Origin of the sequence: Serratia sp. NFX21, assembly GCF_048517035.1 — a bacterium.
GTDB lineage: Bacteria > Pseudomonadota > Gammaproteobacteria > Enterobacterales > Enterobacteriaceae > Serratia > Serratia quinivorans.
Window position 1 is genome coordinate 1 of sequence record NZ_CP183196.1, and the last position, 26022, is coordinate 26022.

The following is a 26022-nucleotide window of genomic DNA, read 5'->3' on the forward strand; positions in this document are numbered from 1 at the left end:
TGATGCCTGGCAGTGTCCTACTCTCGCATGGGGAGACCCCACACTACCATCGGCGCTACGGCGTTTCACTTCTGAGTTCGGCATGGGATCAGGTGGGACCACCGCGCTATTGCCGCCAGGCAAATTCTGTTTCATTCTTGGCCGTCATTTTCATGACCACCAGAACCAATCTCGGAACTCGCTGAAAATCTCTCAAATCAAAACACTTTTGGTGTTGTAAGGTTAAGTCTCACGGATCATTAGTACTGGTTAGCTCAATGCATCGCTGCACTTACACACCCAGCCTATCAACGTCTTAGTCTTAAACGTTCCTTCAGGGGAATCAAGTTCCCAGGGAAGACTCATCTCGAGGCAAGTTTCGCGCTTAGATGCTTTCAGCGCTTATCTTTTCCGCACTTAGCTACCGGGCAATGCCATTGGCATGACAACCCGAACACCAGTGGTGCGTTCACTCCGGTCCTCTCGTACTAGGAGCAACCCCTCTCAATCTTCCAACGCCCACGGCAGATAGGGACCGAACTGTCTCACGACGTTCTAAACCCAGCTCGCGTACCACTTTAAATGGCGAACAGCCATACCCTTGGGACCTACTTCAGCCCCAGGATGTGATGAGCCGACATCGAGGTGCCAAACACCGCCGTCGATATGAACTCTTGGGCGGTATCAGCCTGTTATCCCCGGAGTACCTTTTATCCGTTGAGCGATGGCCCTTCCATTCAGAACCACCGGATCACTAAGACCTACTTTCGTACCTGCTCGAGCCGTCACTCTCGCAGTCAAGCTAGCTTATGCCTTTGCACTAACCTCACGATGTCCGACCGTGATTAGCTAACCTTCGTGCTCCTCCGTTACTCTTTGGGAGGAGACCGCCCCAGTCAAACTACCCACCAGACACTGTCCTCACCCCAGATTATGGGGCCGAGTTAGAACATCAAACATTAAAGGGTGGTATTTCAAGGTTGGCTCCACGCAGACTGGCGTCCACGCTTCAAAGCCTCCCACCTATCCTACACATCAAGGCTCAATGTTCAGTGTCAAGCTATAGTAAAGGTTCACGGGGTCTTTCCGTCTTGCCGCGGGTACACTGCATCTTCACAGCGAGTTCAATTTCACTGAGTCTCGGGTGGAGACAGCCTGGCCATCATTACGCCATTCGTGCAGGTCGGAACTTACCCGACAAGGAATTTCGCTACCTTAGGACCGTTATAGTTACGGCCGCCGTTTACTGGGGCTTCGATCAAGAGCTTCGCCTTGCGGCTGACCCCATCAATTAACCTTCCAGCACCGGGCAGGCGTCACACCGTATACGTCCACTTTCGTGTTTGCACAGTGCTGTGTTTTTATTAAACAGTTGCAGCCAGCTGGTATCTGCGACTGGCTTCGGCTCCGAGAGCAAGTCTCTTCACCTACGCGCCAGCGTGCCTTCTCCCGAAGTTACGGCACCATTTTGCCTAGTTCCTTCACCCGAGTTCTCTCAAGCGCCTTGGTATTCTCTACCTGACCACCTGTGTCGGTTTGGGGTACGATTCTGTGTTACCTGATGCTTAGAGGCTTTTCCTGGAAGCTTGGCATCAACTACTTCTGCACCGTAGTGCATCGTCATCACGCCTCAGGGTTAGATAAGTCACCGGATTTACCAGGTCACTCCCCCTACACGCTTAAACCGGGACAACCGTCGCCCGGCTAGCCTAGCCTTCTCCGTCCCCCCTTCGCAGTAACACCGAGTACAGGAATATTAACCTGTTTCCCATCGACTACGCCTTTCGGCCTCGCCTTAGGGGTCGACTCACCCTGCCCCGATTAACGTTGGACAGGAACCCTTGGTCTTCCGGCGAGCGGGTTTTTCACCCGCTTTATCGTTACTTATGTCAGCATTCGCACTTCTGATACCTCCAGCAATCCTCACAGACCACCTTCAACGGCTTACAGAACGCTCCCCTACCCAACAACGCCTAAGCGTCGCTGCCGCAGCTTCGGTGCATGGTTTAGCCCCGTTACATCTTCCGCGCAGGCCGACTCGACCAGTGAGCTATTACGCTTTCTTTAAATGATGGCTGCTTCTAAGCCAACATCCTGGCTGTCTATGCCTTCCCACATCGTTTCCCACTTAACCATGACTTTGGGACCTTAGCTGGCGGTCTGGGTTGTTTCCCTCTTCACGACGGACGTTAGCACCCGCCGTGTGTCTCCCGTGATAACATTCTTCGGTATTCGGAGTTTGCATCGGTTTGGTAAGCCGGGATGGCCCCCTAGCCGAAACAGTGCTCTACCCCCGAAGATGAGTTCACGAGGCGCTACCTAAATAGCTTTCGGGGAGAACCAGCTATCTCCCGGTTTGATTGGCCTTTCACCCCCAGCCACAAGTCATCCGCTAATTTTTCAACATTAGTCGGTTCGGTCCTCCAGTTAGTGTTACCCAACCTTCAACCTGCCCATGGCTAGATCACCGGGTTTCGGGTCTATACCTTGCAACTATTCGCCCAGTTAAGACTCGGTTTCCCTACGGCTCCCCTATACGGTTAACCTTGCTACAAAATATAAGTCGCTGACCCATTATACAAAAGGTACGCAGTCACCCAACAAAGTAGGCTCCCACTGCTTGTACGTACACGGTTTCAGGTTCTATTTCACTCCCCTCGCCGGGGTTCTTTTCGCCTTTCCCTCACGGTACTGGTTCACTATCGGTCAGTCAGGAGTATTTAGCCTTGGAGGATGGTCCCCCCATATTCAGACAGGATGTCACGTGTCCCGCCCTACTCATCGAACTCACAATTAATGCATTTTAGTGTACGGGACTATCACCCTTTACTGTGCGACTTTCCAGACGCTTCCACTAACACAAGAACTGATTCAGGTTCTGGGCTCCTCCCCGTTCGCTCGCCGCTACTGGGGGAATCTCGGTTGATTTCTTTTCCTCGGGGTACTTAGATGTTTCAGTTCCCCCGGTTCGCCTCATACGACTATGTATTCATCGTATGATAGTGCAACGAATTGCACTGGGTTTCCCCATTCGGGTATCGCCGGTTATAACGGTTTATATCACCTTACCGACGCTTATCGCAGATTAACACGCCCTTCATCGCCTCTGACTGCCTAGGCATCCACCGTGTACGCTTAGTCACTTAACCTCACAACCCAAAAGTGTTTCCACTTTCATGCTGCTACATTTGAGAGACTCTATGACAGGGTACTCCTTACTCCAATACTTCTACGGAGGAGTAAGTTTCAGCTGTCATGTTTCAATTTTCAGCTTGTTCCAGATTGTTAAAGAGCAATATCTTAAACACGACTCGTTAAAGTCATCTTTAAGATGTTTTCGGTGCAGCAAGCACCGGTGATAATGTCTTTCACTCATTATCGGAATGGCGTCCCCAAGGGGATTCGAACCCCTGTTACAGCCGTGAAAGGGCAGTGTCCTAGGCCTCTAGACGATGGGGACACGAAATTCCGATTAGACTCACGTCTTAATCGGTTCGTATCAGCATGAGTCAGAGACTCATTACATCAACAGGTAGCGCTTTTGCTCATTACTTTTTCATCAGACAATCTGTGTGAGCACTTCACGCAATCAATATCATTAGGTAAGGAGGTGATCCAACCGCAGGTTCCCCTACGGTTACCTTGTTACGACTTCACCCCAGTCATGAATCACAAAGTGGTAAGCGCCCTCCCGAAGGTTAAGCTACCTACTTCTTTTGCAACCCACTCCCATGGTGTGACGGGCGGTGTGTACAAGGCCCGGGAACGTATTCACCGTAGCATTCTGATCTACGATTACTAGCGATTCCGACTTCACGGAGTCGAGTTGCAGACTCCGATCCGGACTACGACGTACTTTATGAGGTCCGCTGGCTCTCGCGAGTTCGCTTCTCTTTGTATACGCCATTGTAGCACGTGTGTAGCCCTACTCGTAAGGGCCATGATGACTTGACGTCATCCCCACCTTCCTCCGGTTTATCACCGGCAGTCTCCTTTGAGTTCCCACCATTACGTGCTGGCAACAAAGGATAAGGGTTGCGCTCGTTGCGGGACTTAACCCAACATTTCACAACACGAGCTGACGACAGCCATGCAGCACCTGTCTCAGAGTTCCCGAAGGCACTAAGCTATCTCTAGCGAATTCTCTGGATGTCAAGAGTAGGTAAGGTTCTTCGCGTTGCATCGAATTAAACCACATGCTCCACCGCTTGTGCGGGCCCCCGTCAATTCATTTGAGTTTTAACCTTGCGGCCGTACTCCCCAGGCGGTCGACTTAACGCGTTAGCTCCGGAAGCCACGCCTCAAGGGCACAACCTCCAAGTCGACATCGTTTACAGCGTGGACTACCAGGGTATCTAATCCTGTTTGCTCCCCACGCTTTCGCACCTGAGCGTCAGTCTTTGTCCAGGGGGCCGCCTTCGCCACCGGTATTCCTCCAGATCTCTACGCATTTCACCGCTACACCTGGAATTCTACCCCCCTCTACAAGACTCTAGCTTGCCAGTTTCAAATGCAGTTCCCACGTTAAGCGCGGGGATTTCACATCTGACTTAACAAACCGCCTGCGTGCGCTTTACGCCCAGTAATTCCGATTAACGCTTGCACCCTCCGTATTACCGCGGCTGCTGGCACGGAGTTAGCCGGTGCTTCTTCTGCGAGTAACGTCAATGCAATGTGCTATTAACACACTACCCTTCCTCCTCGCTGAAAGTGCTTTACAACCCGAAGGCCTTCTTCACACACGCGGCATGGCTGCATCAGGCTTGCGCCCATTGTGCAATATTCCCCACTGCTGCCTCCCGTAGGAGTCTGGACCGTGTCTCAGTTCCAGTGTGGCTGGTCATCCTCTCAGACCAGCTAGGGATCGTCGCCTAGGTGAGCCATTACCCCACCTACTAGCTAATCCCATCTGGGCACATCTGATGGCGTGAGGCCCGAAGGTCCCCCACTTTGGTCCGAAGACGTTATGCGGTATTAGCTACCGTTTCCAGTAGTTATCCCCCTCCATCAGGCAGTTTCCCAGACATTACTCACCCGTCCGCCGCTCGTCACCCAGAGAGCAAGCTCTCTTGTGCTACCGCTCGACTTGCATGTGTTAGGCCTGCCGCCAGCGTTCAATCTGAGCCATGATCAAACTCTTCAATTAAAAGCTTGATTTGCTTCAACTCGTGAAGCGATGCTCGAAAATAACTTTCGTAATAGTCATTCAGTTGGACAAGCCAACGAAACAACTTATTGCTTGGTCACTCTTCAAGACTTGATATTTTTTCGAACCCGAAGGTTCTGGATATCGTCTTGTGGAGTGCCCACACAGATTGTCTGATAAATTGTTAAAGAGCAGTGAGTTAGCCGCCGTAGCTTGCTATCTCGAGGTGGCGTATATTACGCTTTCCTCTTTCAGAGTCAACCCCTAATTTTCAGGATTTTTTCTCTTTCTTCCCGGCCGCTATGTGAAGTGAATCACTTGCGCCGTGTCGATGGAGGCGCATTATAGGGAACCGAGTTTTTTGCACAACCCCTTTTTTGATCTTTTCTTACTGTTTGCACACTTTTCGGCCCTTTCGGGTGGATCTTGCGCGATCAGGGCCGTTTTCCGCAGGATCCATCACTTCAGTTGGTTGTAATTCCACCACCAACGTCTAGTATTGCCGGTAAATATGATCCCGATGCGAGCCTATTACCATGTCTGATGCAGTACGTTCTTATCTTCATTACTCTCCTAAACTGGGCCTGCGCGTCATGATCGACCCTTCCAGTGTGGTGATCGGTAACGTTGAGCTGGCCGATGACGTCAGTATCTGGCCGTTGGTTGCTATCCGCGGAGATGTGAACGCAGTAAAAATCGGTGCACGCAGCAATATTCAGGATGGCAGCGTGTTACACGTAACCCATAAGTCTGAATATAACCCTGAGGGTTACCCATTATTGATCGGTGAAGACGTTACTGTTGGGCACAAGGCCATGTTGCATGGCTGCGCGATTGGCAATCGGGTGCTGGTAGGTATGGGATCGATCCTGTTGGATGGTGCAGTAATAGAAGATGATGTGATGATTGGTGCCGGCAGCCTGGTTGCACCGGGTAAACGCCTGGAGAGCGGCTATCTCTATATGGGCAGCCCGGCACGCCAGGTTCGCCCATTGACCGCTGCGGAACGGGAAGGGTTGCTTTACTCTTCTACTAACTATGTACGTTGGAAAGACGAATATTTGTCAGAGGATATCTGACAGGCGCCCGTTCCCGCTCAGGGGAACGGGCTCAGAGTTACACTGCCAGTTCGTGACGCAGCTGGCGCAATACCGGTTCGATCTCCGGCATCACACCATGCCACAGCAGGAACGCATGCGCGGCCTGCCCCACCAGCATCCCTAAACCGTCGGCATATTCTGTGGCACCCTGTTGCTGCGCCCAGGCCAGAAACGGAGTTAATCCCTGCTGATAAAACATGTCATAACAACGCGTATGGCCATTGACCGTACCAACCGGTAGCGCCGGGATGTCACCGCTGATACCGGATGCCGTAGCGTTAATCACTAAATCAAACCGCTGTTGATCAAGTTGATCCAGGGGTAACGCGGATATTTCACCCAGATGCTGGAACACCTGCGCCAATGTCTGCGCACGGCTAAAAGTACGGTTGGTGATCACCACTTCACAACCAAAAGACAGTAGCGGCAAGATCGCGCCACGTGCCGCGCCACCAGCCCCCACCAACAGGATACGATCCTTGGGTTGGATCAACCCCTGACGTTCAAGATCGGTCAGCAGGCCGATCCCGTCAGTGTTGTCACCCAGTAACCCACCGTCTGGCAGTATCTTCAAGGTATTTACCGCACCGGCCAGCGAGGCTCGTTGACTCAGTTCGGTCGCCGCTTCATAAGCATTTTCTTTAAAAGGCACCGTGACGTTCGCTCCCTTGCCACCCGCCTGAATAAACGTCTGCAAAGTGGTTTCGAAACCATCCAGTGGTGCCAGCACAGTGCCATAGGGATGTTCTATCCCTGTTTGCGCGGCAAATAGCGCATGAATACGCGGTGACTTGCTGTGGCCGATAGGATTACCGAATACTGCAAACTTCTCCATGCACGTTGCCTCTAGCCTTGACGGATCTGCTCACCGGTCAGGACATCTCTGATTTCGGAAGGGTTAAGACGGCCACCGACGCTGCCGGCCAGCAGCGGGAAAGCGGCACCAAACTGCTGCTGTACTTCATCGGCACTACGGCAAGGTTCCTGCCCGCTGAGGTTGGCGCTGGTCGATACCAGCGGTTTGCCAAACTGCCGACAAAGTTGCTGTACCAACGGATGATCGCTAACACGTACAGCCAACGAATTGAAACGGCCGGTCAGCAAACGCGAGGTTTCCGACCGGGCAGGGATCACCCAGGTCACCGGCCCCGGCCAGCTGGCAAACATCGTAGCGCGTTGCTGTTCGTTCAACGCGGTGTCATCTATATAAGGTGTTAACTGTGCGTAATCCGCTGCAATCAGGATCAATCCTTTTTCCCATGGGCGCTGTTTCAGTGCCAATAAGGCATTAACCGCCTGCTCGCTGTCGGGATCGCAACCCAGGCCAAACACCGCCTCGGTCGGATAGGCAATGACCTGTTGATTATGCAGTGCGTCAATAATTGGCGTGAAGATGGCTGTGGATTCTGAGCTCATGATGTCATTATTCTGTGGTTACTACGGGTTTCCCGCAAAGTTTACTGGCACAGCAAAGGGTTGGACCTTTCGCCGTGCGCTTTTCCATCAGCAACGGATAGTGGCAGTACTCACACTCACCGGCAACGGGTTTAAAATTGAGAACAAACTGGCATTCCGGGTAGCGATCGCAGGAGTGGAACACCTTGCCATAGCGCGATTTCCGCTGCAGCAATTTGCCCTGTTCGCACTGCGGACAGCTGATACTGGTTTCGTCAGGTTTATCGATAACCTCGGTGTGGTCGCACTCCGGGTAGTTACTGCAAGCGATAAACATGCCGTAACGTCCCTGGCGCAAGGCCAGCGTCGCCTGGCATTTTGGACATTCCTGTCCATCCAGCATTTTGACGATATGGCCATCGGCCTGCGCTTTCAGCGGCCGGATATGTTGGCATTCAGGGTAACGGGTACAGCCGAGGAAGGGGCCGTGGCGACCACTGCGGATCACCAGCTCGGCCCCGCATTCCGGACAGGGTTCATTTTGCCTGGCGGCAAAAATCGCGGCTTTTGTCATAACTTCTTCTATGCATGTTATCGGCTCAGTGCAGATAACCTTCGTTTACTTCAAACAACAGTTCTTCCATTTGCTGATAGGCACTTTCATATCCGGGAATATTAAACAGCACCATCAGCACCACCCATTTCAGATCTTCGAGATCGAATTCCGTGTTATCCAAAGCCATAACACGATCGATAACCATTTCACGGGTTTCGAGGTTCAATACCTGAATCTGCTCCAGGAACAGGAGGAAACCACGGCAACTGGCATCCAAACGCACGCCTTCTTCTTCGGTGTAAATCCGCATTGCCAGCGGATCGGCATCCATAAAATACGGCGCATTTTCGCCTTCCTGCAGGTCAGCGAGTTTTTCAAGCCAATTCAACGCGTTGTAGATATCATCCCGATGAAACCCCGCCTGAGCGAGATCATCAGTCAGTTGATCCTGATCGACGCGCATCTCTGGTTCATTGTGGATATAAGTTTCAAACAAGTACATCAGTACGTCGAACATGGCCTGCCCTCCTTATTCGGACATAGCCGCCGGGTACAGCTGCGATCCACCCTGCTAACTCCAGATCGAGTAATTTGATTACCACCTCTGGCACAGGTTGGCCGGCACGTTCAGCGACGACGTCAACAGGTGTCACCTCATCTCCTACGTTAGCCAACACATCGGCAAATGGCAATTCAACTTCGGCCTCTGACGCACAAATAGTTGTATTTTCGTTCAGTGACAGCCAATGCAGCCCACTTCCCAGTTGTTCAGCGATCTCTTTCGGGCCGGTAACCAGATAGGCTCCCTGTTGGATCAACCAATGCGTGCCCTCGCTCATCGGGTTGCCCAGCGCCCCAGGTAAAGCGAACACTTCACGCCCCTGCTCCAGCGCATAACGTGCGGTAATCAGCGTTCCACTACGCAAAGAGGCTTCAATCACCACCACACCCAGACTCAACCCACTAATGATACGGTTACGACGAGGAAAATGGTCGGGCATCGGCAGATCGGTGACCAGATATTCAGAGATCAACGCCCCACCGTTCTCAACAATTCGTTCTGCCAGGCGGCGATGTCGGCGCGGATAGATGTTGTCCAAGCCGCTGCCTAATACGGCTACCGTTCCTCCTTCCGCCGCCAGCGCCGCACGGTGGCAAATACTGTCAATTCCAAGCGCCAGACCACTGGTGATGGTAAACCCGCAGTGCACTAATCCGGTGGCAAAGTAATTGGCCCAGTGTTCACCGTAATGACTAAACTGACGGCTACCTACCATGGCGATTTGCGGCTGCTGCGCAGCAGCCGGATTCCCCTTTACCAGCAGCAACAGCGGAGCATCATCGATAGGGAGCAATAGTTCTGGGTAACCAACCTCACCGTAGACCCACATCAAGTTGCCGGGCTGTTCCAACCAGGCAAGCGTAGCCGCCAGATAGCGCGGATCGGCCTGACGAAACTGGGCCTGCTGTCGCTCATTCAACCCCAATTCCCGAAACAGGAGATAAGGCTCTCCTCCAGTCGCCACCATCTGCCGTATTATCTGGCTGGCCTGAGCCGCCCCCAGCCCGGTGACCCCACGCATCCGTAAGCCGATTTCCTGTGCCTGCATCGCCTGTTCCCTCGCAGAAAATGGTGGTATTACCAATTCGAGCAATTGGTGCGCAATGCTGTCAATCAGGCTGGGAAATGTCTAGAATAGAAGCTAAACCTCGTTTATCACTCGGATACAGATCTCAAGATATATGTCAGTATTGCAGGTATTACATTACCCAGATGACCGGCTGCGCAAAGTCGCGGCCCCGGTAAAAGAAGTCAATGCGAATATCCAGCGCATCGTGGATGATATGTTTGAAACCATGTACGCAGAGGAAGGCATTGGCCTGGCTGCGACACAGGTGGATATCCATCAGCGCATTATCGTCATTGACGTTTCTGAGAACCGCGATCAGCGCCTGGTGCTGATCAACCCGGAACTGCTGGAAAAAAGCGGTGAAACCGGGATTGAGGAAGGCTGCCTTTCCATTCCTGAACAACGAGCTTTAGTCCCGCGTGCCGCTGCTGTGAAAATCAGAGCGCTGGACCGTGACGGCAAACCTTTTGAGCTGGAAGCCGACGACCTGTTGGCCATCTGTATCCAGCACGAGATGGACCACCTGGTAGGCAAGCTGTTCGTCGATTACCTGTCGCCACTCAAGCGCCAGCGTATCCGTCAGAAACTGGAAAAAATGGCCAAGCTTAACGCCCGCGCCTAACCGATCAGGAAATCAACGTGTCTGACTCTTTACGGATTATTTTCGCCGGAACTCCAGACTTCGCAGCGCGTCATCTTGACGCGCTGTTGTCATCTGGGCACCAGATTGTCGGGGTTTTCACTCAACCCGACCGCCCTGCGGGTCGCGGCAATAGGCTGACGCCCAGCCCAGTCAAGGTTCTGGCCGAGCAGCACCATTTACCGGTGTTTCAGCCCAAATCACTGCGCCCGGAAGAGAATCAGCACCTGGTTGCCGATCTCAACGCCGATGTCATGGTGGTCGTGGCTTACGGTCTGATTCTACCCAAAGCGGTGTTGGATATGCCGCGACTCGGTTGCATTAACGTCCATGGTTCACTGCTGCCTCGCTGGCGTGGAGCCGCACCGATCCAACGTTCACTGTGGGCCGGCGATCATGAAACCGGCGTTACCATCATGCAGATGGACGTGGGTTTGGACACCGGCGATATGATGCACAAGATTGCCTGCCCGATCGAAGCCGATGACACCAGCGCCAGCCTGTACGATAAACTGGCGCAGCTCGGCCCGCAGGGCATGCTGACCACGTTGCAGCAGATGGCTGCAGGTACGGCGAAACGTGAAGTGCAGGATGAATCGCTGGTCACCTATGCCGAAAAGCTCAGCAAAGAAGAAGCCCGCCTGGACTGGAACCTGCCCGCCGTGCAGCTTGAACGCTGCGTTCGTGCCTTTAACCCGTGGCCAGTCAGTTACTTCACCATTGACGATCAACCGGTGAAAGTGTGGCAGGCAACGGTTCTGGCACAAAACGCGGATGCAGAACCTGGCACCATCATCCATGCCGACAAGCACGGTATTCAGGTGGCGACCGCCGAGGGTATTCTTAACCTGACTCAACTGCAGCCGGCAGGCAAAAAACCCATGTCTGCTCAGGATTTGCTGAACTCACGTCGTGAATGGTTTACGCCGGGCAACCGGTTATAAACCGCCCCCACTGCCCGGCCAATAATCGCCGGGCTGTTTCTTTCTTAATGCCGATCGTTATCAGCTTTAGCCTATGAAAAACAATTACAATCTCCGCAGCATCGCAGCCATTGCCATCGGTCAGGTGTTGGATCAGGGCCAGTCACTCAGTACTGTCCTGCCGTCACTGCAAAAAACCATTTCTGACAAGGATCGTGCTCTGCTGCAGGAACTGTGCTTTGGCACCCTGCGCGTCCTGCCACAGTTGGAATGGTGTATTCAACAATTAATGGCCAAGCCAATGACCGGCAAGCAGCGCACGCTGCACTATTTGTTGATGGTCGGCTTATACCAACTGCTGTATACCCGTATCCCCGCTCATGCGGTGCTGGCGGAAACCGTAGAAGGCGCAGTAGCGCTGAAACGCCCGCAGCTTAAGGGCCTGATCAACGGCGTATTGCGCCAGTTCCAACGCCAGCAAGAAGAATTACTGCAACGTGCTGCCAATAATGACAGCCGCTATCTGCACCCGAGCTGGCTGTTGAAACGTATCCAGCAGGCCTATCCCGCACAGTGGGAGCAGATCATCGATGCCAATAATCAGAAGCCGCCAATGTGGCTGCGCGTCAACCGTTTGCATCATACTCGCGAAGACTACTTGCAGTTGATGGAACAGGCGGGCATTGCCGCGGAACCTCATGCCGAATATCGCGATGCGGTACGTTTGCTGGCACCCTGCGCCGTTACCGACCTGCCAGGCTTTGCCGACGGCTGGGTCACCGTGCAGGATGCCTCCGCGCAGGGCTGTGTCGATCTGCTGGATCCGCAAGACGGGGAACAGATCCTCGATTTGTGTGCGGCTCCCGGTGGAAAAACTACCCATATTTTAGAGGCGGCACCCAAAGCCCATGTGATGGCCGTCGATATCGATGAACAGCGCCTGAAGCGGGTCAAAGAAAACCTGCAACGTCTGCGTTTACACGCCGAAGTAAAGCAAGGCGATGGCCGCACTCCGCAACAATGGTGCGGCGACAAGCAATTCGATCGCATTTTGCTGGATGCTCCTTGCTCTGCCACCGGTGTGATCCGCCGTCACCCAGATATTAAATGGTTGCGACGCGACAGTGATATCGCTGAACTGGCCGCACTGCAGGCCGAGATTATTGAGGCCATCTGGCCGCATCTCAAAAGCGGAGGAGTGATGGTGTATGCCACCTGCTCCATCTTGCCGGCAGAAAATGCTGAGCAGGTTAGCGCCTTCCTCCAGCGTCATGCCGATGCCCGTCTGGTTGAGACCGGCAACCAGCAGCAGCCTGGCCGACAGAATCTTCCGCATCCAGAGGATGGGGATGGCTTCTTTTACGCTAAGCTGATTAAAATGTAGCTGTTCAGTACTCTGGGCGCGGCTGTTGCGCCCTTTCAGATAATCTTCAGCGGTTTCAGTGTGAAGCAGAGAAGCGAATGAAAATAATTATTCTTGGCGCGGGTCAGGTTGGCGGGACACTGGCAGAAAACCTGGTGGGTGAAAATAACGATATTACCGTCGTGGATACCGATTCCGGCCGCCTGCGTCAGTTACAGGATAAGTTCGACCTGCGGGTCGTTCAGGGCTACGGCTCTCATCCACGTGTACTCCGGGAAGCGGGGGCGGAAGATGCCGATATGCTGGTTGCCGTCACTAATTCGGACGAAACCAACATGATTGCCTGTCAGATTGCCTACTCACTGTTTAATACACCTAACCGAATCGCCCGTATCCGTGCGCCAGAATATATCCGCGAGTCAGAGAAGCTGTTTCACCCTGAAGCGGTACCCATCGACCACCTGATCTCACCAGAACAGCTGGTTATCGACTACATCTATAAATTGATTGAGTATCCGGGTGCGCTGCAGGTGGTCAACTTTGCAGAGGGCAAGGTCAGCATTGCCGCGGTAAAAGCCTACTACGGTGGGCCGTTGGTGGGTAATGCCTTGTCTTCAATGCGCGAGCATATGCCGCATATTGATACTCGCGTCGCCGCTATCTTCCGTCAGGATCGACCGATTCGTCCGCAGGGCTCCACCATTATCGAGGCTGGCGATGAAGTGTTCTTTGTAGCTGCATCACAGCATATCCGTGCGGTAATGAGTGAGTTGCAACGACTGGAAAAGCCCTATAAACGCATCATGATTGTTGGCGGTGGCAACGTCGGCGCAGGCCTGGCGCAAAGGTTGGAGAAATCTTACAACGTGAAGCTGATTGAACGTAATCAGCAACGTGCCGCAGAGCTGGCCGAACAACTGCATGACACCATCGTATTTTATGGTGATGCTTCTGACCAGGAGCTGCTGGCAGAAGAACATGTTGATCAGGTGGATGTTTTTATCGCCATCACCAACGATGACGAAGCAAATATCATGTCCGCCATGCTCGCCAAACGTATGGGGGCCAAAAAGGTAATGGTGCTGATTCAGCGTCGTGCCTATGTTGACCTGGTACAAGGCAGCGTCATCGACATTGCAATTTCTCCACAACAAGCCACCATTTCAGCGCTGTTGGGCCACGTGCGGAAAGCAGATATCGTCAGCGTTTCCTCACTCCGTCGCGGCGTCGCGGAAGCCATCGAAGCCATTGCGCACGGCGACGAAAGTACTTCAAAAGTGGTCGGCCGCACCGTTGAAAATATTAAATTGCCGCCAGGTACTACTATTGGCGCCATTGTGCGCGGTGATGACGTTATTATTGCCAACGGTAACAGCAAAATCGAACAGGGCGATCACGTCATTATGTTTATAACCGATAAAAAGTTCGTTCCTGACGTTGAGCGGCTGTTCCAGCCAAGTCCTTTCTTCCTGTAGAACAAATGTAGTAATGAATGGTCTATAATTGCGAGGTTGTTCTCTGCCATAGAAAGAGATAAAACTTTTCGCTCCTTTTGTGGCAAAGGGAAATTGCTTTGTTAAACTTGAGTTATTAAATTCTGCAAGGGGTGCGTTCTATGAGTATGATGAAAGAGTTCCGCGAATTTGCCATGCGTGGCAACGTGGTTGATTTGGCAGTGGGTGTAATTATTGGTGCGGCGTTTGGTAAGATCGTATCGTCTTTCGTTGCAGATATCATCATGCCACCGCTAGGCTTGCTGATCGGTGGTGTTGATTTCAAACAATTCCACCTGGTATTGCGCGAAGCTCAAGGCGCGGTTCCTGCAGTAGTGATGAACTACGGTTCATTCATCCAAACCATTTTCGATTTCGTGATTGTTGCCTTCGCTATTTTCCTGGCAATTAAATTAATGAATAAAGTACGCCGTAAACAGGAAGAAGCGCCGGCAGCGCCGCCTGCGCCAACTGCAGAAGAAAAATTGCTGACTGAAATTCGCGATTTACTGAGCCAACAGCAACAGCCAAAACTATAAAATAGTTTATCTGGGATTACTAAAAAGCCATCTTATTCAGATGGCTTTTTTAATGCCTTAAAACCAGAAGGCCAGTGGTAAATTATCCTTTGATAGTTTACCACTGGCCTCCCAGTTACCGCCTTTTGCGTGTTTGTCTTTACGCCGGTAGCTGCCTTTCCCTTTGGTATTTTTCTCAATCCTTTGGCGGAATAACGGATCGTGCAACAGTGCCTCAATGGCATTGTCCTGTATCTGGCCTTTGGTATGACGGTATTTAGTCATGGTAATTCTCCTTGTTTATGTATGGATATAAATCACGGCGATAATACTGCTGCCCGTGTAAAAATTAAAGAGCCGCCAGCCCTTTCAGGCATCTTTTTTTGCCTTTTCATCACTGGCACCCTGTTCTAGCGCTTCCAAAATCGAGCAATAATTGCTGGTATGCGCGCTACCGCAGCAAGCATCGCTGAGGCGCTTTAGCGACTCACGCATCCGGGTCAGCTCTTTAAGCTTATTCTCTACTTCACTGAGCCGTGCATCGACGATCGACTTCGACTCCCGACAGGTATGATGTACAGGGTCAACCCGGATAGATAATAGTTCAGCAATGGTTTCCAATGTAAAACCGAGTTGTTTGGCATAACGGATAAAACGTAGCCGCTGCAAGTCTTGCTGGCTATACAACCGATAACCGCCCTCGGTACGGATGTTATGATCCATCATTCCCTGCTTCTCGTAGTAACGCACGGTGTCAGGGGTCACGTCAGCAAGCTTTGCCAGTTGGCCAATTTTAAGCATCACTCTTTCTCCGGTGAAAATTTTCCACTCAGTGCACGTTGATATTCACCATGCAAGAAATCGGTACTCATGTTAATAGCGTTAGCATAGCGGATAGAGACGGGGATCTTAAGTCTAGCGGGGAAAGAACGCACGTTTGGCTGACGATAGACGTAAAAAAACCGGGCAAGCCCGGTTTTTTCACGCGTCCACAGATTACTCTGCAGTTGCTACTTCTGCTTGAGACTCAGCACGATCAACCAGCTCGATGTATGCCATCGGCGCGTTGTCGCCTGCGCGGAAGCCACACTTCAGAATGCGAGTGTAACCACCGGCACGGCTCGCGAAACGCGGGCCCAGCTCGTTAAACAGTTTTGCCACGATCTCGTTATCACGAGTACGGGCGAATGCCAGACGACGATTAGCTACGCTGTCGGTCTTGGCAAGAGTAATCAGCGGCTCAACAACGCGACGCAGCTCTTTTGCTTTTGGCAAGGTCGTCTTGATGATCTCATGACGAACCAAAGAGCCGGCCATGTTACGGAACATAGCCTGGCGATGGCTGCTGTTACGGTTCAGTTGACGACCACTCTTACGATGGCGCATGACCTTATCCTTCTCAGTAAAACCTTAACCTGTGATCCGGTTACTCGTCAGCAATGCTTGCCGGTGGCCAGTTTTCCAGGCGCATGCCCAGTGACAGTCCACGGGAGGCCAGCACGTCTTTAATCTCAGTAAGAGATTTTTTACCCAGGTTCGGCGTTTTCAGCAACTCAACCTCGGTACGCTGTACCAGATCACCGATGTAGTGGATAGCTTCTGCCTTAAGGCAGTTAGCAGAGCGGACAGTCAATTCCAGATCGTCAACAGGGCGCAGCAGAATCGGATCGAATTCTGGTTTCTCTTCTTTAACTTCTGGTTGACGAACATCACGTAAGTCAACAAAAGCTTCAAGTTGTTCAGCCAGGATGGTAGCCGCACGGCGGATCGCCTCTTCAGGATCGATCGTGCCATTGGTTTCCATTTCGATGACCAGCTTGTCCAGGTCAGTACGCTGTTCTACACGCGCTGCTTCAACATTGTAGGCAATACGCTCTACAGGGCTATAGCAGGCGTCAACCAACAGACGACCGATCGGGCGCTCATCTTCTTCCGAATGAATTCGGGCAGAAGCCGGCACATAACCACGACCACGTTGAACTTTGATACGCATGCTGATAGCAGCGTTTTCATCGGTCAGGTGGCAGATCACGTGCTGAGGCTTGACGATTTCGACATCACCATCATGGGTAATGTCGGCAGCGGTCACAGGGCCAATGCCAGATTTATTCAGGGTAAGGATAACTTCATCTTTCCCTTGAACTCTCACCGCCAGCCCTTTCAGGTTGAGCAGGATCTCCAGGATATCTTCCTGTACGCCTTCTTTGGTGCTGTACTCATGCAGTACACCATCAATCTCAACCTCGGTCACCGCGCAACCCGGCATAGACGAAAGCAGAATACGGCGCAGTGCATTGCCGAGAGTATGGCCAAAGCCACGCTCTAACGGCTCAAGGGTCACCTTGGCGTGCGTCGAACTGACTTGCTCGATATCTACCAGGCGCGGTTTTAGAAACTCTGTCACAGAACCCTGCATTGTGTCCTCTCTTTGGTACTAAGCCTTACTTGGAGTAAAGCTCGACGATCAGGTGTTCGTTAATGTCCGCAGACAGATCGGTACGTTCAGGCATACGCTTGAACACGCCTTCCATCTTAGCAGCATCAACTTCAAGCCAGGTCGGCTTTTCACGCTGCTCAGCCAGCTCCAGAGAAGCTTTAACACGAGATTGCTTTTTAGCCTTCTCGCGGATGCTGACTACGTCATTCGGAGATACCTGATAAGAAGCGATGTTAACAACGCGACCATTTACCATAATTGCTTTGTGGCTAACCAACTGACGTGACTCTGAACGAGTAGCGCCGAAGCCCATACGGTAAACAACGTTGTCCAAACGACCTTCCAGCAGTTGCAACAGGTTTGCACCGGTGTTGCCCTTCAGGCGTGCTGCTTCTTTGTAATAGTTACGGAATTGACGCTCCAGAACACCGTACATACGGCGAACTTTTTGCTTCTCACGTAACTGTACACCATAGTCAGACAGACGCGGTTTACGCGCACCGTGTTGACCAGGCGGTTGCTCAATTTTACACTTGGTATCGATCGCGCGAACGCCAGACTTCAGGAACAAGTCTGTGCCCTCACGGCGGCTAAGCTTGAGCTTAGGACCCAAATATCTTGCCATTTTCTTTCTCCAACAAACCTAAAAGCTTACGTTATACGCGGCGCTTTTTCGGCGGACGACAACCGTTGTGAGGGATAGGAGTCACATCAGTAATATTAGTGATGCGGAAACCAGCGGCGTTCAGAGCACGAATAGTTGATTCGCGGCCTGGACCCGGTCCCTTAACCATAACTTCCAGATTCTTGATACCGTATTCTTTTACTGCGTCAGCACAACGTTCGGCTGCAACCTGAGCTGCAAACGGAGTTGACTTACGAGAACCACGGAAACCAGAACCACCGGCAGTTGCCCAACCCAATGCATTACCCTGACGATCGGTAATAGTCACAATGGTGTTGTTGAAAGACGCATGGACATGAGCCACGCCGTCAGAGACTTGTTTTCTTACACGCTTACGTGTACGAACAGGTGCCTTTGCCATTATTCAATCACCCTGATTATTTCTTGATTGGTTTACGCGGACCCTTACGGGTACGTGCGTTGGTCTTAGTACGCTGACCGCGAACTGGCAGACCACGACGATGACGCAAACCACGGTAAGTACCAAGATCCATCAGACGCTTGATGCTCAGGGTAACTTCACGACGCAAATCACCTTCTACAGTGAATTTGGCGACTGCTTCACGCAGCTGTTCAATTTGCTCTTCAGACAGCTCACTGATCTTAACATGTTCAGCAATACCCGTAGACGCACAGATAGACTGTGAGCGGGTTTTACCGATTCCGAAGATCGACGTTAAGGCGATTACGGTATGTTTATGATCAGGAATGTTAATGCCTGCTATACGGGCCACTATGCACTCCTACTATTTTATACGGCAACACCATTCTGAAAAGCCCGTTTTCAGGATACTCAAATAATGTTGCAGCTACATACAAAAGATTGGCTGGCTAATCTAGCCAGCTCAACCCAACTTTGCAAGAAAAATATGCGAGATAATCAGCCTTGACGCTGTTTATGCTTCGGCTCGGCGCTGCAAATCACACGAACGACACCGTTACGCTTAACGATTTTGCAGTTACGACATAATTTCTTGACGGAAGCACGAACTTTCATTTTTACTCTCCGTAACTTCTCAAACGAACCTGTTAGCGGTTATAGCCTTTCAGGTTTGCTTTCTTCAATGCAGACTCGTACTGACTTGACATCATCAGAGTTTGCACTTGAGCCATAAAGTCCATGATGACGACAACCACGATCAGTAGCGAGGTACCACCAAAGTAGAATGGTACTTTCATTGCATCACGCATGAACTCCGGGATCAGGCAGATGAAAGTAATGTACATCGCGCCCACCAGGGTTAAACGCGTCATTACTTTATCGATATACTTCGCCGTTTGCTCTCCCGGACGAATTCCTGGTACGAAGGCACCGGACTTCTTCAGGTTATCTGCTGTCTCACGCGGGTTGAAAACCAACGCCGTGTAAAAGAAACAGAAGAAGATGATTGCAGACGCATAGAGTAACACATAAAGCGGTTGCCCTGGCTGCAAATACAGCGAAATCGTTGTCAGCCAGTTCCAACCGGTACCGCCCCCAAACCATGATGCAATCGTGGCAGGGAACAGAATAATGCTGGAAGCGAAGATTGCCGGGATAACCCCTGCCATGTTCACTTTCAACGGTAAGTGTGTGCTCTGTGCTGCATAAACACGACGACCTTGTTGACGTTTCGCATAGTTAACGACGATACGACGTTGACCACGTTCGATGAAAACAACGAAGAAGGTTACTGCAAACACCAATACTGCAACCAACAGCAACAGGAGGAAGTGCAGGTCGCCTTGCCGGGCTTGTTCGATAGTATGGGCCACAGCCGGCGGGAGTCCCGCTACAATGCCTGCAAAGATAATGATCGAGATACCGTTACCGATACCACGTTCAGTAATCTGTTCACCCAGCCACATCAGGAACATTGTCCCGGTAACCAAGCTCACTACTGCAGTAAAGTAGAACGCAAAGCCTGGGTTTAACACCAGACCTTGCATACCAGGCATATTCGGCAAACCGGTAGCAATACCGATCGACTGGAATATAGCCAACACCAGCGTACCGTAACGGGTGTACTGACTAATCTTGCGACGGCCAGCCTCCCCTTCTTTCTTGATTTCTGCTAACGCTGGATGAACCACCGTTAACAGCTGGATAATGATCGACGCCGAAATATACGGCATGATCCCCAGGGCAAAGATAGAAGCACGGCTGAGGGCACCACCAGAGAACATGTTAAACATTTCAATGATAGTGCCTCTCTGCTGCTCGAGCAATTTGGCAAGCACAGTGGCATCGATACCAGGAATCGGAATAAAAGAGCCGATACGGAAGACAATCAGCGCGCCGATTACAAACAAAAGTCTGCGCTTCAGCTCGCCGAGCCCGCCTTTAGCACTTTGAAAATCTAATCCTGGTTGCTTAGCCATCTGCTACTTATTCCTCAATTTTACCGCCAGCAGCTTCGATAGCAGCACGAGCGCCTTTGGTGACACGCAGACCACGCAGGGTAACCGGACGAGCGATTTCGCCAGAAAGCATAACTTTCGCGAATTCGATCTGGACACCAACAACGTTAGCGGCTTTCAGCGTGTTCAGGTCGATTACGTCGCCTTCAACAAGAGCCAGTTCAGACAGACGAACTTCTGCCGTGATCATAGCTTTGCGAGAGGTGAAGCCGAATTTCGGCAAACGACGATATAAAGGCATCTGACCACCTTCAAAACCACGACGTACGCCACCGCCAGAACGTGAGTTCTGACCTTTGTGACCACGACCAGCGGTTTTACCCAGGCCAGAACCAATACCACGACCTACACGCTTAGGCGCATGCTTGGCACCTTCAGCCGGAGACAGAGTATTTAAACGCATCTGTTACTCCTCAACCTTAACCATGTAGGAAACCAAGTTGACCATACCACGTACAGCAGGAGTATCCTCACGCTCTACAGTATGACCAATACGACGCAGACCTAAACCGAGCAAGGTTGCCTTGTGCTTTGGCAAACGGCCGATGCTGCTTTTTGTTTGAGTTACTTTAATAGTCTTTGCCATGGTTATTTCCCTAGAATTTCTTCGACGGACTTACCACGCTTGGCAGCGACCATTTCTGGGGATTTCATATCTTCCAAAGCAGCAATAGTTGCACGAACCACGTTGATCGGGTTAGTAGAACCATATGCTTTAGCTAATACGTTATGAACCCCTGCAACTTCCAGGACGGCGCGCATTGCACCACCGGCGATGATACCGGTACCTTCGGAAGCTGGTTGCATGAACACGCGAGAACCCGTGTGAGCACCTTTAACAGGGTGCTGCAGAGTACCGCTATTCAAAGCAACATTAATCATAGCGCGACGGGCTTTTTCCATCGCTTTCTGGATCGCTGCCGGAACTTCGCGTGCTTTGCCGTAGCCAAAACCAACGCGACCGTTACCATCACCAACTACTGTCAGTGCGGTAAAGCTGAAAATACGGCCACCTTTTACGGTTTTAGATACGCGGTTTACCGCGATCAGCTTTTCCTGCAGTTCGCCAGCTTGTTTTTCGATGTGAGCCATCTTAAACCTCTTCCTTAGAACTGAAGGCCAGCTTCACGGGCAGCATCTGCCAGTGCCTGGACTCGACCATGATATTGGAAACCGGAACGGTCAAAGGATACTTTAGAGATCCCTTTTTCCAACGCGCGCTCAGCCAGAGCTTTACCTACGGCTGCTGCTGCGTCTTTGTTACCGGAATACTTCAATTGCTCTGTGACAGCTTTTTCTAAAGTAGAAGCAGCTACCAGTACTTCAGAACCATTTGGAGCAATTACCTGTGCGTAAATGTGACGCGGGGTACGATGTACCACCAGGCGGGTTGCACCCAGTTCTTTGATCTTACGGCGTGCGCGGGTCGCACGACGGATACGAGCAGATTTCTTATCCATAGTGTTACCTTACTTCTTCTTAGCCTCTTTGGTACGCACGACTTCGTCGGCGTAACGGACACCCTTGCCTTTGTAAGGCTCAGGACGGCGGTAGGCACGCAGATCTGCAGCAACCTGGCCAATAACCTGCTTATCAGCGCCTTTCAGCACGATTTCAGTTTGGCTTGGGCATTCAGCAGTAATACCTGCTGGCAGCTGGTGATCGACCGGGTGAGAGAAGCCTAAGGCTAAATTCACCACGTTGCCTTTAACAGCAGCACGATAACCAACACCTACCAGTTGAAGCTTCTTGGTGAAGCCTTCGGTAACACCAACAACCATTGCGTTCAGCAGAGCGCGCGTAGTACCCGCTTGGGCCCATGCGTTAGCAAAACCTTCGCGCGGGGCGAAAGTCAGTGCGTTAGCTTCTTGCTTCACTTCAACGGCGTTGTGGACAGTACGAGTCAGCTCGCCGTTCTTACCCTTAATCGAAATAACCTGACCGTTGAGTTTTACCTCTACGCCGGCAGGAATGACGACGGGTGCTTTTGCAACACGAGACATTCTTTCCTCCCGAATTAAGCTACGTAGCAGATAATCTCGCCACCAAGACCTGCTTGGCGAGCTGCACGATCGGTCATAACACCTTTAGAGGTAGAAATAACAGCAATACCCAAACCAGCCATAACTTTTGGCAGTGCATCTTTTTTCTTGTAGATGCGCAGACCAGGACGGCTGATTCGTTGAATGCTTTCTACCACTGCCTTGCCCTGGAAGTACTTCAGTACCAGTTCCAGAACAGGCTTGGTGTCGCCTTCGATTTTGAAATCTTCAATAAAACCTTCTTCCTTCAGCAGGTTGGCAATTGCCACTTTCAGCTTGGAGGAAGGCATGGTGACCGCAACTTTGTTCGCGGCTTGACCGTTACGGATACGGGTCAGCATATCCGCGATCGGATCTTGCATGCTCATCTGTCTTTACTCCCGTGATTCAATTGGTAATTACCAGCTAGCCTTTTTCAAGCCTGGTACTTCACCGCGCATAGCGGCTTCACGTAACTTGATACGGCTCAACCCGAATTTGCCCACATAACCATGTGGACGGCCAGTTTGGCGGCAGCGTTTACGCTGACGAGACGGGCTGGAATCACGCGGCAGAGTTTGCAGCTTGAGAACAGCATCCCAACGATCTTCGTCGGAAGAGTTCACACCAGAAATGATAGCCTTCAGTTCCTCGCGTTTAGCGCGGTACTTTTCAGCCAGTTTCACGCGAACGACTTCGCGTGCTTTCATTGATTGCTTAGCCATCAGTAACCCTGCCTTACTTACGGAACGGGAAGTTAAAAGCAGCCAACAGCGCGCGGCCTTCATCATCAGATTTCGCAGTAGTGGTAATGGTAATATCCAAACCACGAACGCGATCGACTTTGTCGTAGTCGATTTCTGGGAAGATGATTTGCTCACGCACACCCATGCTGTAGTTACCACGGCCATCGAATGACTTAGCGGACAAGCCACGGAAGTCACGGATACGTGGAACAGCAATGGAAATCAGTCGCTCAAAGAACTCCCACATGCGTTCGCCACGCAGAGTTACTTTACAGCCGATCGGATAGCCCTGGCGGATTTTGAAGCCTGCAACAGATTTGCGTGCTTTGGTGATGAACGGCTTTTGACCGGAGATTGCTGCCAGATCCGCTGCTGCATTATCCAGCAGTTTCTTGTCAGCGATCGCTTCACCAACACCCATATTCAGGGTGATCTTCTCGACCCGAGGGACTTGCATGACAGAGTTGTAATCAAACTGAGACATCAGTTGTTTGACTACCTCGTCTTTGTAGTAATCATGCAGTTTCGCCATCGTATTACTCCAAATTACTTGATAGTTTCGCTGTTAGATTTGAAGAAACGGACTTTTTTCCCGTCTTCGAATCTAAAGCCTACACGGTCAGCCTTACCGGTAGCCGCGTTGAAGAGAGCAATGTTAGAAACTTGAATTGCAGCTTCTTTTTCAACAATGCCACCTGGTTGGTTCAGGGCCGGGACCGGCTTCTGATGTTTCTTAACCAGGTTGATACCTTCAACAATGACCTTACCAGCAGACAGGACATTTTTTACTTTACCGCGTTTACCTTTGTCTTTCCCGGTAAGCACGATAATTTCGTCATCACGACGGATTTTCGCTGCCATGTTTCGCTCCTTAGAGTACTTCTGGTGCCAGAGAGATAATTTTCATGAACTTCTCATTACGCAGTTCACGAGTTACCGGCCCAAAAATACGCGTACCGATAGGTTGCTCGCTGTTATTGTTTAAAATAACGCATGCATTACCATCGAAGCGAATGACAGAACCGTCCGGGCGACGTACACCCTTCTTGGTGCGCACCACTACCGCCTTCAGCACATCGCCTTTCTTCACCTTACCGCGAGGAATTGCTTCCTTGATGGTAATTTTGATGACATCGCCAATGCCTGCGTAGCGACGGTGCGAGCCACCTAGAACCTTGATACACATTACGCGACGTGCACCGGAGTTGTCGGCCACGGTCAGCATAGTCTGTTCTTGGATCATGTTAGTGCTCCGCTAATGTCAACTACAACTTTAGGACCTATTACTAGATCGTTGAAAAGCCCCATAACCAAGGGCGCAGCATTATAACACCGCTTCCAGAGTATGGGTAGAAAAAATAAACGGCTCATTTTCTGAGCCGTTTATAAGTTAGAGCCAGCTACTCTATTACAGAATCGCTTTCTCTACAACGCGAACCAACGTCCAGGACTTAGTCTTGGACAGTGGACGGCATTCGCGGATTTCTACCACGTCACCGATACCACATTCGTTGTTCTCGTCATGTACGTGCAGCTTGGTCGTACGCTTGATGAATTTCCCGTAGATCGGGTGCTTCACCGTGCGCTCGATAGCAACAACCATGGATTTCTCCATTTTGTCACTAATAACACGACCCTGCAGAGTACGGTTAATATCAGTCATTTACACACCCGCCTTTTCAGTCAGTAAAGTCTTAACGCGTGCGACATTACGACGCACTTGTTTCAACAGGTGAGTTTGTTGCAGCTGGCCACTTGCCGCCTGCATGCGCAAGTTAAATTGCTCACGCAGCAGGTTGAGCAGCTCAGTGTTCAGCTCTTCAACGCTTTTTTCACGCAGCTCTTGTGCTTTCATTACATCACCGTCTTAGTTACAAAGGTGGTTTTGATCGGCAATTTAGCTGCAGCCAGCTTGAATGCCTCACGGGCGACCTCTTCTGGTACACCGTCCATTTCGTACAGGACTTTCCCAGGTTGGATCAGGGCAACCCAATATTCCACGTTACCCTTACCTTTACCCATACGCACTTCGAGCGGCTTCTCGGTAATTGGTTTGTCCGGGAATACACGGATCCAAATTTTACCTTGACGCTTAACTGCACGAGTCATTGCACGACGAGCTGCTTCGATTTGACGAGCAGTCAGACGGCCACGGCCAACAGCTTTCAGACCGAAAGTGCCGAAGCTAACATCCGTACCCTGCGCCAGACCACGGTTGCGGCCTTTGTGCATCTTACGGAATTTTGTACGCTTTGGTTGTAACATCAGCGACTCTCCTTACTTGCGGCCTTTACGCTGCTGCTTTTTAGGTTGAGCAGCCGGTTCCGGTTGTTCAACTGCAGCCATACCACCCAGGATCTCACCTTTGAAGATCCATACCTTAACGCCGATTACACCATAAGTGGTGTGCGCTTCAGATGTGTTGTAATCGATATCCGCACGCAGTGTATGCAACGGAACACGACCTTCACGGTACCATTCGGTACGCGCGATTTCAGCACCGCCAAGGCGGCCGCTTACTTCAACTTTGATACCTTTAGCGCCAAGACGCATTGCGTTCTGTACAGCACGCTTCATAGCACGACGGAACATAACGCGACGTTCCAACTGTGAAGTGATGCTGTCAGCAACCAATTTAGCGTCAAGTTCCGGTTTACGGACTTCGGCGATGTTAATTTGCGCAGGAACGCCAGCGATGTTCGCTACGACCTTACGCAGTTTTTCGACATCTTCACCTTTCTTGCCGATAACGATGCCTGGACGAGCAGTGTGAATAGTCACACGGATGCTCTTCGCAGGACGCTCGATAACGATGCGAGAAACGGAAGCTTTCGCCAGTTCCTTAATCAGGAATTGGCGAACTTTAAAGTCGCTGTCCAGGTTGTCAGCGAATTCTTTGGTATTCGCATACCAAGTAGAGTTCCAAGGTTTGACAATACCCAGGCGAATACCATTAGGATGTACTTTCTGACCCATTGCTAGTCTCCAG

34 protein-coding genes, 1 tRNA gene and 3 rRNA genes are annotated in these 26022 nt (G+C 51.3%); 6 read left to right on the forward strand and 32 right to left on the reverse strand.

Features of this window, described 5'->3' with window-relative positions:
- Nucleotides 1-4 precede the first annotated feature (4 nt).
- The 4 genes from rrf to ACNT1W_RS00020 form a co-directional block, all read right to left on the reverse strand.
- A 5S ribosomal RNA gene (gene rrf / locus ACNT1W_RS00005) occupies nucleotides 5-120 on the reverse strand.
- A gap of 98 nt (nucleotides 121-218) precedes the next feature.
- A 23S ribosomal RNA gene (locus ACNT1W_RS00010) occupies nucleotides 219-3128 on the reverse strand.
- Nucleotides 3129-3363: 235 nt separating this feature from the next.
- Nucleotides 3364-3439: transfer RNA gene (locus ACNT1W_RS00015), tRNA-Glu, on the reverse strand.
- Between the two features lie 143 nt (nucleotides 3440-3582).
- Nucleotides 3583-5125 (reverse strand): 16S ribosomal RNA (locus ACNT1W_RS00020).
- The 16S, 23S and 5S rRNA genes sit together here with 1 tRNA gene alongside, the layout of an rRNA operon.
- A 536-nt stretch (nucleotides 5126-5661) precedes the next feature.
- On the opposite strand from ACNT1W_RS00020, the gene ACNT1W_RS00025 reads away from it, so the two are divergent.
- Nucleotides 5662-6204 carry a gamma carbonic anhydrase family protein gene (locus ACNT1W_RS00025; RefSeq protein WP_012147199.1) on the forward strand — a complete coding sequence of 181 codons (543 nt, stop codon included), beginning with the start codon at nucleotides 5662-5664 and terminating at the stop codon, nucleotides 6202-6204.
- Nucleotides 6205-6241: 37 nt separating this feature from the next.
- Here the strand turns inward: ACNT1W_RS00025 and aroE are convergent, their stop codons facing one another.
- From aroE to dprA, 5 genes are read right to left on the reverse strand one after another with little or no spacing between them, the layout of a single operon-like run.
- Nucleotides 6242-7060 (reverse strand): shikimate dehydrogenase, encoded by an 819-nt coding sequence (gene aroE / locus ACNT1W_RS00030; protein WP_012147200.1) that lies wholly within the window; start codon nucleotides 7058-7060, stop codon nucleotides 6242-6244.
- Nucleotides 7061-7071: 11 nt separating this feature from the next.
- Nucleotides 7072-7641 (reverse strand): L-threonylcarbamoyladenylate synthase type 1 TsaC, encoded by a 570-nt coding sequence (gene tsaC / locus ACNT1W_RS00035; RefSeq protein WP_012147201.1) that lies wholly within the window; start codon nucleotides 7639-7641, stop codon nucleotides 7072-7074.
- A 7-nt stretch (nucleotides 7642-7648) separates the two neighbouring features.
- Nucleotides 7649-8194, reverse strand: a complete 546-nt coding sequence (locus tag ACNT1W_RS00040) for a type I DNA topoisomerase (RefSeq protein WP_012147202.1) — start codon at nucleotides 8192-8194, stop codon at nucleotides 7649-7651.
- A gap of 25 nt (nucleotides 8195-8219) precedes the next feature.
- Nucleotides 8220-8693 carry a DUF494 family protein Smg gene (gene smg / locus ACNT1W_RS00045; protein WP_012147203.1) on the reverse strand — a complete coding sequence of 158 codons (474 nt, stop codon included), beginning with the start codon at nucleotides 8691-8693 and terminating at the stop codon, nucleotides 8220-8222.
- Nucleotides 8665-9786, reverse strand: coding sequence for a DNA-protecting protein DprA (dprA, locus tag ACNT1W_RS00050; RefSeq protein WP_012147204.1), 1122 nt, complete (start codon nucleotides 9784-9786; stop codon nucleotides 8665-8667). The genes smg and dprA overlap by 29 nt, the downstream gene beginning before the upstream one ends.
- A gap of 133 nt (nucleotides 9787-9919) precedes the next feature.
- Between dprA and def the strand changes: the two genes are divergently transcribed.
- The 5 genes from def (at nucleotide 9920) to mscL (ending at nucleotide 14765) form a co-directional block, all read left to right on the forward strand.
- On the forward strand, nucleotides 9920-10429 hold the full coding sequence (def, locus tag ACNT1W_RS00055) for a peptide deformylase (RefSeq protein ID WP_012147205.1): 510 nt from the start codon (nucleotides 9920-9922) through the stop codon (nucleotides 10427-10429).
- A 17-nt stretch (nucleotides 10430-10446) separates the two neighbouring features.
- On the forward strand, nucleotides 10447-11391 hold the full coding sequence (fmt, locus tag ACNT1W_RS00060) for a methionyl-tRNA formyltransferase (protein WP_419246266.1): 945 nt from the start codon (nucleotides 10447-10449) through the stop codon (nucleotides 11389-11391).
- 73 nt (nucleotides 11392-11464) lie between these two features.
- Nucleotides 11465-12754 (forward strand): 16S rRNA (cytosine(967)-C(5))-methyltransferase RsmB, encoded by a 1290-nt coding sequence (gene rsmB / locus ACNT1W_RS00065; protein ID WP_012147207.1) that lies wholly within the window; start codon nucleotides 11465-11467, stop codon nucleotides 12752-12754.
- Nucleotides 12755-12831: 77 nt separating this feature from the next.
- Complete coding sequence (gene trkA / locus ACNT1W_RS00070) at nucleotides 12832-14208, forward strand: Trk system potassium transporter TrkA (RefSeq protein WP_012147208.1); 1377 nt, start codon at nucleotides 12832-12834, stop codon at nucleotides 14206-14208.
- 140 nt (nucleotides 14209-14348) lie between these two features.
- Nucleotides 14349-14765 (forward strand): large-conductance mechanosensitive channel protein MscL, encoded by a 417-nt coding sequence (mscL, locus tag ACNT1W_RS00075; protein WP_012147209.1) that lies wholly within the window; start codon nucleotides 14349-14351, stop codon nucleotides 14763-14765.
- 57 nt (nucleotides 14766-14822) lie between these two features.
- Here the strand turns inward: mscL and ACNT1W_RS00080 are convergent, their stop codons facing one another.
- The 23 genes from ACNT1W_RS00080 to rpsC form a co-directional block, all read right to left on the reverse strand.
- Nucleotides 14823-15029, reverse strand: coding sequence for an alternative ribosome-rescue factor A (locus tag ACNT1W_RS00080; protein ID WP_012147210.1), 207 nt, complete (start codon nucleotides 15027-15029; stop codon nucleotides 14823-14825).
- Nucleotides 15030-15113: 84 nt separating this feature from the next.
- Nucleotides 15114-15545: a Zn(2+)-responsive transcriptional regulator gene (zntR, locus tag ACNT1W_RS00085; RefSeq protein ID WP_012147211.1), complete on the reverse strand. Its 432-nt coding sequence runs from the start codon at nucleotides 15543-15545 to the stop codon at nucleotides 15114-15116.
- Between the two features lie 195 nt (nucleotides 15546-15740).
- Nucleotides 15741-16130: a 50S ribosomal protein L17 gene (gene rplQ, locus ACNT1W_RS00090; RefSeq protein ID WP_004929726.1), complete on the reverse strand. Its 390-nt coding sequence runs from the start codon at nucleotides 16128-16130 to the stop codon at nucleotides 15741-15743.
- A 40-nt stretch (nucleotides 16131-16170) separates the two neighbouring features.
- Entirely contained in the window at nucleotides 16171-17160 is a 990-nt protein-coding gene (locus ACNT1W_RS00095; protein ID WP_002919219.1) for a DNA-directed RNA polymerase subunit alpha, read from the reverse strand.
- Nucleotides 17161-17185: 25 nt separating this feature from the next.
- On the reverse strand, nucleotides 17186-17806 hold the full coding sequence (gene rpsD, locus ACNT1W_RS00100; protein ID WP_012147212.1) for a 30S ribosomal protein S4: 621 nt from the start codon (nucleotides 17804-17806) through the stop codon (nucleotides 17186-17188).
- A gap of 31 nt (nucleotides 17807-17837) precedes the next feature.
- On the reverse strand, nucleotides 17838-18227 hold the full coding sequence (gene rpsK / locus ACNT1W_RS00105; RefSeq protein WP_004951128.1) for a 30S ribosomal protein S11: 390 nt from the start codon (nucleotides 18225-18227) through the stop codon (nucleotides 17838-17840).
- Between the two features lie 16 nt (nucleotides 18228-18243).
- Nucleotides 18244-18600 carry a 30S ribosomal protein S13 gene (gene rpsM / locus ACNT1W_RS00110; protein WP_012147213.1) on the reverse strand — a complete coding sequence of 119 codons (357 nt, stop codon included), beginning with the start codon at nucleotides 18598-18600 and terminating at the stop codon, nucleotides 18244-18246.
- Between the two features lie 146 nt (nucleotides 18601-18746).
- Nucleotides 18747-18863 (reverse strand): 50S ribosomal protein L36, encoded by a 117-nt coding sequence (rpmJ, locus tag ACNT1W_RS00115; RefSeq protein WP_002227352.1) that lies wholly within the window; start codon nucleotides 18861-18863, stop codon nucleotides 18747-18749.
- 32 nt (nucleotides 18864-18895) lie between these two features.
- Nucleotides 18896-20227, reverse strand: a complete 1332-nt coding sequence (gene secY, locus ACNT1W_RS00120) for a preprotein translocase subunit SecY (protein WP_004929740.1) — start codon at nucleotides 20225-20227, stop codon at nucleotides 18896-18898.
- Nucleotides 20228-20234: 7 nt separating this feature from the next.
- Nucleotides 20235-20669, reverse strand: a complete 435-nt coding sequence (gene rplO, locus ACNT1W_RS00125) for a 50S ribosomal protein L15 (protein WP_012147214.1) — start codon at nucleotides 20667-20669, stop codon at nucleotides 20235-20237.
- 3 nt (nucleotides 20670-20672) lie between these two features.
- On the reverse strand, nucleotides 20673-20852 hold the full coding sequence (gene rpmD / locus ACNT1W_RS00130; protein WP_012147215.1) for a 50S ribosomal protein L30: 180 nt from the start codon (nucleotides 20850-20852) through the stop codon (nucleotides 20673-20675).
- Between the two features lie 2 nt (nucleotides 20853-20854).
- Complete coding sequence (gene rpsE / locus ACNT1W_RS00135; protein ID WP_004951140.1) at nucleotides 20855-21358, reverse strand: 30S ribosomal protein S5; 504 nt, start codon at nucleotides 21356-21358, stop codon at nucleotides 20855-20857.
- 14 nt (nucleotides 21359-21372) lie between these two features.
- Nucleotides 21373-21726, reverse strand: a complete 354-nt coding sequence (gene rplR / locus ACNT1W_RS00140; RefSeq protein WP_012147216.1) for a 50S ribosomal protein L18 — start codon at nucleotides 21724-21726, stop codon at nucleotides 21373-21375.
- A gap of 9 nt (nucleotides 21727-21735) precedes the next feature.
- Nucleotides 21736-22269 carry a 50S ribosomal protein L6 gene (gene rplF, locus ACNT1W_RS00145; protein ID WP_012147217.1) on the reverse strand — a complete coding sequence of 178 codons (534 nt, stop codon included), beginning with the start codon at nucleotides 22267-22269 and terminating at the stop codon, nucleotides 21736-21738.
- A 14-nt stretch (nucleotides 22270-22283) separates the two neighbouring features.
- A complete protein-coding gene (rpsH, locus tag ACNT1W_RS00150) occupies nucleotides 22284-22676 on the reverse strand; it encodes a 30S ribosomal protein S8 (RefSeq protein WP_004951149.1) in 393 nt (130 codons plus the stop codon).
- 30 nt (nucleotides 22677-22706) lie between these two features.
- Nucleotides 22707-23012 (reverse strand): 30S ribosomal protein S14, encoded by a 306-nt coding sequence (rpsN, locus tag ACNT1W_RS00155; protein WP_012147218.1) that lies wholly within the window; start codon nucleotides 23010-23012, stop codon nucleotides 22707-22709.
- A 13-nt stretch (nucleotides 23013-23025) separates the two neighbouring features.
- Complete coding sequence (gene rplE, locus ACNT1W_RS00160) at nucleotides 23026-23565, reverse strand: 50S ribosomal protein L5 (protein WP_004951155.1); 540 nt, start codon at nucleotides 23563-23565, stop codon at nucleotides 23026-23028.
- A gap of 14 nt (nucleotides 23566-23579) precedes the next feature.
- Nucleotides 23580-23894: a 50S ribosomal protein L24 gene (gene rplX / locus ACNT1W_RS00165; RefSeq protein ID WP_004951158.1), complete on the reverse strand. Its 315-nt coding sequence runs from the start codon at nucleotides 23892-23894 to the stop codon at nucleotides 23580-23582.
- A gap of 10 nt (nucleotides 23895-23904) precedes the next feature.
- Nucleotides 23905-24276: a 50S ribosomal protein L14 gene (gene rplN / locus ACNT1W_RS00170; protein WP_004951161.1), complete on the reverse strand. Its 372-nt coding sequence runs from the start codon at nucleotides 24274-24276 to the stop codon at nucleotides 23905-23907.
- A 165-nt stretch (nucleotides 24277-24441) separates the two neighbouring features.
- Nucleotides 24442-24696, reverse strand: a complete 255-nt coding sequence (gene rpsQ, locus ACNT1W_RS00175; RefSeq protein WP_012147219.1) for a 30S ribosomal protein S17 — start codon at nucleotides 24694-24696, stop codon at nucleotides 24442-24444.
- Complete coding sequence (gene rpmC / locus ACNT1W_RS00180; RefSeq protein WP_004951169.1) at nucleotides 24697-24888, reverse strand: 50S ribosomal protein L29; 192 nt, start codon at nucleotides 24886-24888, stop codon at nucleotides 24697-24699.
- Entirely contained in the window at nucleotides 24888-25298 is a 411-nt protein-coding gene (gene rplP, locus ACNT1W_RS00185; RefSeq protein ID WP_004951171.1) for a 50S ribosomal protein L16, read from the reverse strand. Before rplP ends, rpmC begins: the two co-directional genes overlap by 1 nt.
- A 12-nt stretch (nucleotides 25299-25310) precedes the next feature.
- A complete protein-coding gene (gene rpsC, locus ACNT1W_RS00190; RefSeq protein WP_012147220.1) occupies nucleotides 25311-26009 on the reverse strand; it encodes a 30S ribosomal protein S3 in 699 nt (232 codons plus the stop codon).
- Nucleotides 26010-26022: the final 13 nt, after the last annotated feature.

Excerpts from the sequence above, each read along its gene's own strand:
- rpsE (WP_004951140.1), bottom strand. The coding sequence starts at position 21,358 with ATGGCTCACATCGAAAAACAAGCTGGCGAACTGCAGGAAAAGCTGATC.
- def (WP_012147205.1), top strand. The coding sequence starts at position 9,920 with ATGTCAGTATTGCAGGTATTACATTACCCAGATGACCGGCTGCGCAAA.
- rpsQ (WP_012147219.1), bottom strand. The coding sequence starts at position 24,696 with ATGACTGATATTAACCGTACTCTGCAGGGTCGTGTTATTAGTGACAAA.
- rpsK (WP_004951128.1), bottom strand. The coding sequence starts at position 18,227 with ATGGCAAAGGCACCTGTTCGTACACGTAAGCGTGTAAGAAAACAAGTC.
- rpsH (WP_004951149.1), bottom strand. The coding sequence starts at position 22,676 with ATGAGCATGCAAGATCCGATCGCGGATATGCTGACCCGTATCCGTAAC.
- smg (WP_012147203.1), bottom strand. The coding sequence starts at position 8,693 with ATGTTCGACGTACTGATGTACTTGTTTGAAACTTATATCCACAATGAA.
- rplN (WP_004951161.1), bottom strand. The coding sequence starts at position 24,276 with ATGATCCAAGAACAGACTATGCTGACCGTGGCCGACAACTCCGGTGCA.
- rplO (WP_012147214.1), bottom strand. The coding sequence starts at position 20,669 with ATGCGTTTAAATACTCTGTCTCCGGCTGAAGGTGCCAAGCATGCGCCT.
- trkA (WP_012147208.1), top strand. The coding sequence starts at position 12,832 with ATGAAAATAATTATTCTTGGCGCGGGTCAGGTTGGCGGGACACTGGCA.
- rplQ (WP_004929726.1), bottom strand. The coding sequence starts at position 16,130 with ATGCGCCATCGTAAGAGTGGTCGTCAACTGAACCGTAACAGCAGCCAT.
- tsaC (WP_012147201.1), bottom strand. The coding sequence starts at position 7,641 with ATGAGCTCAGAATCCACAGCCATCTTCACGCCAATTATTGACGCACTG.
- rplE (WP_004951155.1), bottom strand. The coding sequence starts at position 23,565 with ATGGCGAAACTGCATGATTACTACAAAGACGAGGTAGTCAAACAACTG.
- rpsD (WP_012147212.1), bottom strand. The coding sequence starts at position 17,806 with ATGGCAAGATATTTGGGTCCTAAGCTCAAGCTTAGCCGCCGTGAGGGC.
- aroE (WP_012147200.1), bottom strand. The coding sequence starts at position 7,060 with ATGGAGAAGTTTGCAGTATTCGGTAATCCTATCGGCCACAGCAAGTCA.
- secY (WP_004929740.1), bottom strand. The coding sequence starts at position 20,227 with ATGGCTAAGCAACCAGGATTAGATTTTCAAAGTGCTAAAGGCGGGCTC.
- rplF (WP_012147217.1), bottom strand. The coding sequence starts at position 22,269 with ATGTCTCGTGTTGCAAAAGCACCCGTCGTCATTCCTGCCGGCGTAGAG.
- rpsC (WP_012147220.1), bottom strand. The coding sequence starts at position 26,009 with ATGGGTCAGAAAGTACATCCTAATGGTATTCGCCTGGGTATTGTCAAA.
- ACNT1W_RS00025 (WP_012147199.1), top strand. The coding sequence starts at position 5,662 with ATGTCTGATGCAGTACGTTCTTATCTTCATTACTCTCCTAAACTGGGC.
- mscL (WP_012147209.1), top strand. The coding sequence starts at position 14,349 with ATGAGTATGATGAAAGAGTTCCGCGAATTTGCCATGCGTGGCAACGTG.
- rpmD (WP_012147215.1), bottom strand. The coding sequence starts at position 20,852 with ATGGCAAAGACTATTAAAGTAACTCAAACAAAAAGCAGCATCGGCCGT.
- rplR (WP_012147216.1), bottom strand. The coding sequence starts at position 21,726 with ATGGATAAGAAATCTGCTCGTATCCGTCGTGCGACCCGCGCACGCCGT.
- rsmB (WP_012147207.1), top strand. The coding sequence starts at position 11,465 with ATGAAAAACAATTACAATCTCCGCAGCATCGCAGCCATTGCCATCGGT.
- rpsN (WP_012147218.1), bottom strand. The coding sequence starts at position 23,012 with ATGGCTAAGCAATCAATGAAAGCACGCGAAGTCGTTCGCGTGAAACTG.
- rpmC (WP_004951169.1), bottom strand. The coding sequence starts at position 24,888 with ATGAAAGCACAAGAGCTGCGTGAAAAAAGCGTTGAAGAGCTGAACACT.
- ACNT1W_RS00040 (WP_012147202.1), bottom strand. The coding sequence starts at position 8,194 with ATGACAAAAGCCGCGATTTTTGCCGCCAGGCAAAATGAACCCTGTCCG.
- ACNT1W_RS00080 (WP_012147210.1), bottom strand. The coding sequence starts at position 15,029 with ATGACTAAATACCGTCATACCAAAGGCCAGATACAGGACAATGCCATT.
- rplP (WP_004951171.1), bottom strand. The coding sequence starts at position 25,298 with ATGTTACAACCAAAGCGTACAAAATTCCGTAAGATGCACAAAGGCCGC.
- zntR (WP_012147211.1), bottom strand. The coding sequence starts at position 15,545 with ATGCTTAAAATTGGCCAACTGGCAAAGCTTGCTGACGTGACCCCTGAC.
- rplX (WP_004951158.1), bottom strand. The coding sequence starts at position 23,894 with ATGGCAGCGAAAATCCGTCGTGATGACGAAATTATCGTGCTTACCGGG.
- rpmJ (WP_002227352.1), bottom strand. The coding sequence starts at position 18,863 with ATGAAAGTTCGTGCTTCCGTCAAGAAATTATGTCGTAACTGCAAAATC.
- ACNT1W_RS00095 (WP_002919219.1), bottom strand. The coding sequence starts at position 17,160 with ATGCAGGGTTCTGTGACAGAGTTTCTAAAACCGCGCCTGGTAGATATC.
- dprA (WP_012147204.1), bottom strand. The coding sequence starts at position 9,786 with ATGCAGGCACAGGAAATCGGCTTACGGATGCGTGGGGTCACCGGGCTG.